Annotated in this window: 7 protein-coding genes and 1 pseudogene; 1 reads left to right on the top strand and 7 read right to left on the bottom strand. The window is 38.3% G+C overall.

Annotation, left to right across the window (positions count from 1 at the left end; genetic code table 11):
- The 6 genes from COZ07_RS08215 to COZ07_RS08240 form a co-directional block, all read right to left on the bottom strand.
- On the bottom strand, positions 1-480 hold a 480-nt coding region (locus COZ07_RS08215), incomplete at its 3' end, for an ABC transporter permease (protein WP_406608082.1).
- A gap of 18 nt (positions 481-498) precedes the next feature.
- Positions 499-1,506, bottom strand: coding sequence for an ABC transporter permease (locus COZ07_RS08220; protein WP_406608083.1), 1,008 nt, complete (start codon positions 1,504-1,506; stop codon positions 499-501).
- Positions 1,507-1,676: 170 nt separating this feature from the next.
- Positions 1,677-3,242: an ABC transporter substrate-binding protein gene (locus COZ07_RS08225; RefSeq protein ID WP_406608084.1), complete on the bottom strand. Its 1,566-nt coding sequence runs from the start codon at positions 3,240-3,242 to the stop codon at positions 1,677-1,679.
- A gap of 144 nt (positions 3,243-3,386) precedes the next feature.
- Positions 3,387-4,754, bottom strand: coding sequence for an SH3 domain-containing protein (locus COZ07_RS08230; RefSeq protein ID WP_406608085.1), 1,368 nt, complete (start codon positions 4,752-4,754; stop codon positions 3,387-3,389).
- Between the two features lie 44 nt (positions 4,755-4,798).
- Positions 4,799-5,989, bottom strand: a complete 1,191-nt coding sequence (gene iadA / locus COZ07_RS08235) for a beta-aspartyl-peptidase (RefSeq protein ID WP_406608086.1) — start codon at positions 5,987-5,989, stop codon at positions 4,799-4,801.
- 61 nt (positions 5,990-6,050) lie between these two features.
- Entirely contained in the window at positions 6,051-7,103 is a 1,053-nt protein-coding gene (locus tag COZ07_RS08240) for a dipeptidase (RefSeq protein WP_406608087.1), read from the bottom strand.
- Between the two features lie 333 nt (positions 7,104-7,436).
- Here COZ07_RS08240 and COZ07_RS08245 point away from each other — a divergent pair, with 333 nt between their 5' ends.
- Positions 7,437-8,879: a M17 family metallopeptidase gene (locus tag COZ07_RS08245; protein ID WP_406608088.1), complete on the top strand. Its 1,443-nt coding sequence runs from the start codon at positions 7,437-7,439 to the stop codon at positions 8,877-8,879.
- 101 nt (positions 8,880-8,980) lie between these two features.
- Here the strand turns inward: COZ07_RS08245 and COZ07_RS08250 are convergent.
- Positions 8,981-9,267: pseudogene (locus COZ07_RS08250) on the bottom strand (hypothetical protein); the annotation flags it as partial.

Below are 9,267 nucleotides of genomic sequence, written 5' to 3' on the forward strand. Positions count from 1 at the left end.
CAGTACTGCAGTCAGCACCATTGCCAAAATTAATCTTGGAAAAGCTAAAAACATATCGGTTATTCTCATTAGAATTTCATCAACAGCACCCCCGAAATAACCGGCGGTAATTCCAACAATGATGCCAATCATCACACTGATGATGGACACGATAAAAATAATCCACACCTCAACCCTTGCACCGTAAACTACCCGGCTAAATATATCCCGACCATATTGGTCTGTACCGAAAATATGCTGGGAACTCGGAGAGAGTAACCTTTCTTCCATAAATTGTTCGGTCGGACTATAGGAGGTCAATAAGGGAGCAAAAATTGCTATAGTTAAAAATATAAAAATAATTACGGTTCCAATCATGGCAAGAGGTGTACTCTTCCATAGATAATAAGTATGCTTCCAATCTTCAATAATAGGCTTCCTTTGCTCAAGAAACAATTTTATTTTTTCTTTTTTCCCTATATTTTTTACAGTATTTAACAATTTTCCTTATTCCTTTCTTTATACTCTCATCCTTGGGTCGAGAGCGGCATAAGAAATATCAACCACCAAATTGGCAAGAGAATACACAAATGCAATAAACAGCGTCCCTCCGGTTACTGCCGGATAATCCAATACCAGCAAAGCATTAACGATATATCTACCCAGGCCAGGCCAGCTAAAAATAGTTTCCGTAAGCACAGCTCCACTTAAAAGACTCCCAAAAGAAAGTCCTATAATGGTCACCACCGGTATCAATGCATTCTTAAGGGCATGACGATAGATGACCACCCTTTTGGAAAGCCCCTTGGATTTGGCGGTCCTTATAAAATCTTGTCTTAGAATATCCAGCATGCTTGCTCTCATTATTCTTGCTATTGATGCCGCTGAAGCATAACCGAGAACAAAGGCAGGAAGTATAATGTGGCTAAGTCCATCCCAAAAAGCTATCCAATCTCCAGCAATAATAGAGTCTAAGAGTAAGAGTCCTGTAATACGCGGGGAAAAGATAAATAGACTGTTTCTCCCTCCACCGGGAAGCAAATCTAAATGATAATAAAATAATAATAATAGCAATAAACCGAGCCAAAAAACTGGCATCGATACCCCTAAAATAGAAAATATTCTTGAAAAATGATCGATAGGTTTATTTCGGTAGATTGCAGAATATACTCCCAGAACCACTCCGACTACTACTGCGAAAATCATAGAAGCAATTGCTAATTCAATAGTAGCCGGGAAATAATTTATTATATCTTTTAAGACAGGCCGATTTGATTTGAGAGATATTCCAAAATCTGCATGAACTATGCCCTTTATATAATCAATGAACTGTAAGGTTATCGGTTTATCCAAACCAAGTTGATGTCTCATTTCATCAACGCGTTCTATGGGGGCGTTTCCACCTAATATGGCTCCCACCGGGTCTGCAGGAATAACACGAGTGATAAAAAAAACGATTGTTGCTACACCTAGCATAACAACTAACATTAAAAAAATTCTTTTTAGAATATAAGTTCCCAGTTTCATTAAATATCTTCCTTGATTACTTTAAATTTTTAAGAACTAATCACTTCTCTAAAATAAAAGCGGTTTTAGGATAGAAAATCATCTCTAAAATATCGGAACGTCAATCCTAAAACCGCTATTCACAGATGAACTACAATCCTTTCTTTTAAAACTTCAATTTTTAACCATTATTATTTATAAACTTCCGTAAGGTCATAGTGTACAGAATAACCTTCAGCAGCTTTATCATAATTTTTTACTTCATTTCTTACTCCCCAGAATTGAATCGGTTGATACATCATGGCAAATGGACCATATATATGCCAGTAATTGGTAAGATCCTGATACATTTGGAATCGCCTGTCTTCATTGATTTCTTTGCTCGCAGCCTCGGTGAGATCAGCGGCATAATCATCGTACCAGACACATCTCCAGGCAAGTTGCTTCACCCGATAATTAGCAAAAGGATTAGAAAGGGCATCTGCATCCGGATAATCAACCCCCCAACCAGCGACGATTATTTGTAATCCTTGTTCCCTGAATTTTGCATACATTTGCGATGCCTGCATCAGATTTATCGTAGCTCTTATCCCTATTTTGGCAAGATTTTCCTGAACGACTACAGCTTCAGTTTTTCGACGTTCTGTTGTATTTGTCACTATTTCTACATCGAAACCATCGGCATATCCTGCTTCAGCCATAAGTGTTTTTGCTTTTTCTATATCCTGATAATAAGGATTATTCTCAACATAGCCAAAGTATCCTACCGGAAGAAATTGCTGATTGTTTATGGCAAAACCGGTCATTACTTTATCGATTATTGCATTATAGTCTATGGCATATTTCACTGCTTGTCTTACTCTTACATCTTTAAAAGGTCCCCAACCAGCATTCATACCAACATACTCATCGCTTTGTCCAGGAGTAGTAACAATGGAAACATCAGGACCACCTTTCAAGGAATTAGCCTGTTCAGCGGTTAAGTCCCATGCTACATCGATATCTCCTTTTTTCAGAAGTAAAAGTTGATCGGTAGGTTCCGGAATATCTTGAAGGATTACAGTCTTAATCTTAGGTGCTCCTCTCCAATAATTCTCATTGGCTTTAAGCACTACCTTTATCTTTCGGTCCCATTCCTCAAGGTTATATGGACCCGCACCTGCACTATGGTCCATAAGCCATGCCTGTCCCATATCACCATCTACTTCATGTTCTTTTACAACCCTCGGATTTAAAACACCACTAAGAGTATTACCCACCATGGTGAGTACAACATTCGAAGGGGCACCATTGGTAACTATTTTTACAGTATAATCATCAGGAGCGGCAATACTTTCCTCTGTCAATCCCAATACGTCAGAAAATAACCAACAAGGAGATTTTTGAAGTTTTAAGACTCTTTGAAAAGAATAAACAACCGCATCTGCTTTTAAAGGATCACCATCAGCAAAGACTAATCCTTTGCGAAGGTGGAATGTCCAGGTTTTGCCATCTGGAGCAACTTCCCAACTCTCAGCAAGACCTGGTACTGTTATAAATTGTTTATCCTTAACTACAACACTTACGAGTTTGGCATATATATTCTGTACCATAGCATTAGGTAGAACTTCAAAAGATACTCCAGGATCGTTGGTAATAAATATTTCTGTATTGGCTCCGATAACCAAAGCATCCTTTGGAGTAGTAGCATTGGTCAGGCAGGTCAATGAAAGAAACAATACAATTAATATTGTCCATAGATACATTTTTTTTAACATAATAAACACTCCTTTAAAAATTATTTACTTTTTTACAAAAAATCAATAATTTTTTCTTTAGCATCGCCTCTTTTGAATTTTAATCATTTTCCATTTAATCTTTTTTAGGTCACCACCTCCTCATAAAAATAATATAATTAATAATTATAGAAACTTTTGGGCAGTTGTGAATGCCTCCAAATAGCTTTTCTCTTCGCTCATAAGCAATTGGTGTACTTCCGAAATAAAAATCCCGTGAACGGTTACCGGTTTTATCCTTCCATCTTTACTTTTTATCCCATATCCGGAACCTGAGTGAATAATATAATGATTTTCTCCAACCTTACCCAAATACATGACGACATGTCCTTTTAAATGAATGGGATCACCAGGTTGTAATTTACTTAATACGCTCTCTCTTCTTTGAATGGAACCACTAAATTCAATCGATTTTCCGGCTGCTCCTTCCTCCTGCATCCGGGTGTAACTGGGAATAATAATATTCATGGTTTGGTAAACATTCATAATAAACTGGGAACAATCTCTTCTTTTAAACATACCGTTCCATCCATATCTTTCTCCTAACAATTTGAATGCCTGCCGAATGATATTTCCTCTGGTATAAGGAAGATAACCTTCACGGATATCATTGGAGCGAGCAATTAAAGCTAATCTGAATTCAAGGTGTCCTTCTTCATCTTTAACCGGAATTTTTACGACATAACAACCGTGTGGAGATTGAGCGTGTAAATTATTAATAGGAATCGATTCCGGAATTTCATCAAATTCGATTAAAGGAATCTTGTCTCCCATTTGAAATAAAATATTGGATATTTCCTTGATGAAAGGATTGGGCTCTGTCTCGATTCTGCTCTCTGTTACCATTAAAAATTTATCTGAATTTGCATAATCAAATATTTCTTTTTTGTTTTTTGCCAGAGCGATGCTTTCTCTTTTAACCCATCCTTTATAAATCATGCTTTGAATATAATACCACTTTCCATTTTTGCTTTGATGTAAAATTGCTACCGGACTCCCCACCGGCAGGACGGTCAACTGAAAAAGATCAAAATCGATACCCTTTGGTTCTTCGGCGAATACAGTGTCCGTAGGGAAAGCCCTTACGTCTTCTCTCTTTACCAACATGCCCCACTCTACTCGAATTCCATCAGGTATACCGTCAAAATTGGCTTGATATAACACTTCTTTCTTGACCGTTTTCGTAATTTTCTTAGCATGGATATCATAGCAAGTCTTGCTGGGAAATACACCTCCAGAGGAATAGCTCTTCATGGTATTTAATAACTTTTCTCGGGTTATTGTTTCAGGATATGTTTCCAAATCATATAACCATTCCTCAAATCCTTTGTATTTCATTTTTCTAAAGGATTTTTTATTGAATTCTATTATCTCTACCTCATTTAAAATTAGTTTTTCTGCATCCCCAATTTTTTCTATCCAGTATTCCGGTTTTAACATAAATCCTTCGACATTCGGGGCACATACAGGTGGCTGCATTGTTTTTTTTATCATTGACTAATTCCCCAATTTACATTAAGGCAAATCATTCTCTTGCCTCATTCTTTTTCAAAGGTTCCAAATTTTACGACCTCTTCATCTTCCATTAATACTTTACCCCGGGCAATAACATGTTTTATTTTAAGCGTATCTTTATCCAAAGCGATAATATCTGCATCTTTTCCCACTCTTATTTCTCCCTTTTTATCCAATTTTAAATGTTTGGCAATATTGGTAGAAGTTACATGAATCGCCTCTTTTATAGAAAATTTTTCTTCTTTTACCATATTAATAAATTCCTGATGCAGAGACGAGACAGATGCAATACTCATTCCCACAAACTCTTTCTTTTCATTAAATTTTGGGAGACTGCCATTCCCATCGGAACTAATGGTAATTTTTTCTATGGAAATACCATTTTTCATCAGTTCTTTAATGGCCTTGCCAGGTTTTATGCTATGACTTGATTTTTCTTCCCCTGAAACGCCGGCAGTCAAATCGATATATCCGCCTATTTTGCCAAATTCCACCACCTGTCGAAAAAGCTCTTCATCTTTTTTATTTAAATGAGTTGGCGCAAACTGTTCTATGGGTATTTCTGTGTTTCTAATGATATCAAACAAGCAGTTTAAACCCTGTTTTTCACCTCCCATATGTATATGAACCACGCCTGCTTTTCCCGCCAGAATTCCACCGGCTCTTGCCTCAGAAGTCACTTTTATAAATTCATCTACCGTGGGATGGGAAGCCCGGTGATCCGACAAAGCTATTTTTAAACCAATGACCTTATCAATTAAAATGAGGTCAGATAAAATGCTTTCGGTGATGGTTGGCGAAGGATATTCGTATGCCCCGGTATATATCCAGGTACTTATTCCTTCTTGTTCCAATGCCCTTGCCTTCATTAAAAGGGCTTTTAATGATCTGGCAAATCCATCTGTACCTAACAACCCTACCACTGATGTTATACCTGCTTTCACAAATTCACTCAATTGGATGGGTGGAGTTCGATATTGAGGTCCTCCCTCGCCACCGGCGCCATTAATATGAACATGTTGGTCAATATGGCCGGGAATGACCATACACTTTGAAGCATCAATGATTTTTATATTTTTATCCATTGCATTTAATGCTGAGGTTAAAATATTTTGGTCAATAAAAAAGATTTTTTCATTGATAACCAGTATATCTTTTTCCCCTTGATGTTCAGGTGCATAAACGTCTCCATCTTTTATTAATAAAATGCTCATCTTGCTCCCACCTCCTAATTATTTATATTTTTTAATTTGACGGAAAAATTTTGTTCCTTTGTTAATGAATAGTCTCCTCGAGGAACCGCAGGAAATTTCCCCCTATAATTTTTACAAGCTCTTCTTCACTATACCCCCGGGCCAATAATTCTGCTGTAAATTCGATACATCGGCTATAACCTTTAATACAATCATAATTACGGTGGGGGTCTGGTTTTGAAAAGTCTCTCATCTCATCACAAAAATCAAACCCAAACCCTACCTGCTCTACCCCTGCAAGATCTCGAATATAATCAACATGATTCGCAAGGTCCTTTTCATCAAGGCTTTTTTTGTCTGGGTTACCGACAAAAGCGCTGCATACATTCATTCCCATAACACCTCTCCGGGAGGCCAATTTTTGAATGAGTTCGTCGGTAAGATTACGCATCGTGAAAGTGAGACTTCGGCAGTTCGAATGGGAGGCCATGACAGGACCATCATAAAAAGCAAAAAGGTCTTCTACTCCCTCGTCGTTAAGATGGCTAATATCAAGATACATCCCCAAACGGACTGCTTCCCTTACTACTCTCAGTCCAAAGTCAGTGAGACCGCCCTTTCTGCCCTCTTCTACTGGATTGAAAAAACATCCATCAGCCACATAATTTCGGCGACTCCATGTCAAACCAACTCCACGGACTCCTAATTCGTAAAAAATTCTTAATAGAGATAAGTCATTCCCTATAGGTTCAAGGCCTTCAAAAGAAAGAAGAATGGCAAGCTCTCCTCTTTCTCTCGCCTGCTTAATCTCTTCTGTGTTCCGGCAAAGAGAGAAAAGTCCAGGGCTTTCTTCCATTTCTGAATGAAGAGCGCTTATAAGATCGAGGGCTCTTCGAAGCCCCATTTCCGGTAAAAATTCGTTGGGGATAAAAAGAGAAGAAATAACAAGCCCCACTCCCCCAGCCCGTAAGGCAGGAAGGTAGTCGTTTTCAATAACATGGGTTGCCCCCTTGAGACGTTTCGCCAAAACGAGAGGAGGTAAATCAAAGTGAGCATCCACAACAAGGTGGCAGTTGTGAAGGTGTGTTGCTTGCTCCATATAGAATGTTTTATCTTTTTCCTGATTATCCTTCATAAACAATGCCTCCATTAAAATCCTCATAAATTTCATGGTGAATCTGCGAATCTATATTTAAATTTTACCATTTTCTTCACCGCCTTTCAAGGAAAATTTAATTTTTTACTCCTTCACCGTTAACAACGGTAAAACTATTATTATCAAAGACCAAAATTTCGTCAAGTTCTTGAAATATCTTTGGTTCTTCTGTATAATTAAGGAGTAGCAAAACTCCTGCATTGGAGGTAAGGTTTTTTGCGGTGAATTCAACTTTATTGATTAGGTCATTAAGTGCTCCTTTTCTTTTGTTGTATAGTATCTTTATTATGTTATTTTTTCTGGAGGTGCATCATGGAATTTTTTAATACCCCGTCGTCGTTCAAAGGTCAACTCGATGTTCGAGGCTTTATGCTTTTTGAAAATTCAGATCTACCTGAAGAAGTAGCACCTTACAGCCATCTAGCTGCCCAATGGCGCAAAAAAGGCTTTCTCCAGTTTATTCCCTGCGCAGAAGGATCTGTGCGATGGCTCGCCGTTATCGGATTAGGCCAAAAACCTGAAAAAAGGCTGGCACAGAGCACTCTTTACCGAAATATGACCGCAGAATTTGTAAGAAAAGGAACGACTATGAACCTCTCTTCCTTTGCCCTTATTCTACCAGAAGAACCAGATGACCTTATGAGTAGAGCTGTAGCAGAGGGTGCTGTTCTTGGAAACTATCGCTTCACAAAATACCGTACAACCAATTCTTTTCCTGTAGCACAATGTGAACATTTTTGCCTCGATAGAGGAGATTTGGCTGCCATAACTCAGGGAAAACACGTGGCAGAAGCCCAGATATATGCTCGGAATCTCGCCAATGAACCAGGAAACGTTATTTCCCCTCTTACCATGGCCAGCATTGCCAGAGATATAGCAACCCGCCATGAAATGGAGATTACAATCCTTGATGAACACGAGATACAAGAAAAAGGACTTCTCGCCCTTTGGCATGTGGGAAAGGGGTCTAAAACTCCTCCTCGACTTGTTCACATGGTGTATAAACCAAAGGGAACACCCTTGGGCAAAATTGCACTTGTAGGCAAAAGTGTTACCTTTGATAGCGGCGGCCTCTGTATTAAAACCAGGGAAGGCATCAAAACGATGAAAGGTGACAAATCTGGTGCCTGTAACGTGCTCGGCATCATGAATGCTCTCCCCGAACTTCAGTGTCCTTATGAAGTCCACGGACTTTTTGGCGCCGTAGAAAACATGCCTGATGGAAATGCCTACAGGCCCGACGACATTATTAAAGCCATGAATGGCAAAACCATTGAAATAAAAAATACAGACGCCGAAGGACGAGTCACCCTTGCAGATATGCTTGCTTACACCTCGACTCTAAAACCTGACGCTATTATAGACATAGCCACCCTTACTGGAGCAGCTGTTACTGCTTTGGGTAACTATACTGCCGGACTCGTTTCAGACTGGGACGATTTGATTCGGGAGCTTCTTGAGGCTGCAGATAAGGCTGGAGAAAGATTTCATCGCTTCATTATGGATGATGAGAAACTTCGAGAACAAATTAATACTCCCAATGCAGATGTAGCAAATTCAGGTGGTCCTGGCGGTGGAGTGATCACGGCTGGGATGTTTTTAAGAGAATTTGTTGATCCCCTTATTCCGTGGGCTCACATGGATATTGCTGCTGTAGATTATTATGATAAAGAATTTGACTGCTATGGGATTGGAGCTTCTGCCTTTTCTCTCAGAACGTGCCTTGAATATCTTATGAAACCAATCTTTAAATAAACATATTTATAAAATATCCTTCTTTTTTTAAAAAAATTAAAAAATATTTTAACTTAAACTAATTTTATCCACTTTAATAATAAAAATTATTTACTATAGCCTCAATGGTCTTTAATTTCCGTAGATTTTAGAAAACTTAATCTATGATAATAATCACCATTTAAAATATTCGGCTCACCAATAAAATCACTAACTGCTTTGGTAGGATGAAAAAATATTTCCTCAGGGGAACCAACCTGTTCTAATTTACCTTTATCCAGTACAGCAATTCGGTCTGCCATCTCGTCTGCTTCGTAAAAATTATGAGTAACATAAATGGTGGTAATCTCCAGTTTTTTTTGTAATATTTTAAACTCAGTCCTTAGATATTTCGAAGTGCGATAATCTA

Source organism: Candidatus Infernicultor aquiphilus (assembly GCF_002784285.1).
In the GTDB taxonomy this organism is placed as follows: domain Bacteria; phylum Atribacterota; class Phoenicimicrobiia; order Phoenicimicrobiales; family Phoenicimicrobiaceae; genus Infernicultor; species Infernicultor aquiphilus.

What these genes read in the sequence shown, in the direction of transcription:
- COZ07_RS08220 (WP_406608083.1), bottom strand. Translation starts at nt 1,506, where the DNA reads ATGAAACTGGGAACTTATATTCTAAAAAGAATTTTTTTAATGTTAGTT.
- COZ07_RS08225 (WP_406608084.1), bottom strand. Translation starts at nt 3,242, where the DNA reads ATGTTAAAAAAAATGTATCTATGGACAATATTAATTGTATTGTTTCTT.
- COZ07_RS08230 (WP_406608085.1), bottom strand. Translation starts at nt 4,754, where the DNA reads ATGATAAAAAAAACAATGCAGCCACCTGTATGTGCCCCGAATGTCGAA.
- iadA (WP_406608086.1), bottom strand. Translation starts at nt 5,989, where the DNA reads ATGAGCATTTTATTAATAAAAGATGGAGACGTTTATGCACCTGAACAT.
- COZ07_RS08240 (WP_406608087.1), bottom strand. Translation starts at nt 7,103, where the DNA reads ATGAAGGATAATCAGGAAAAAGATAAAACATTCTATATGGAGCAAGCA.
- COZ07_RS08245 (WP_406608088.1), top strand. Translation starts at nt 7,437, where the DNA reads ATGGAATTTTTTAATACCCCGTCGTCGTTCAAAGGTCAACTCGATGTT.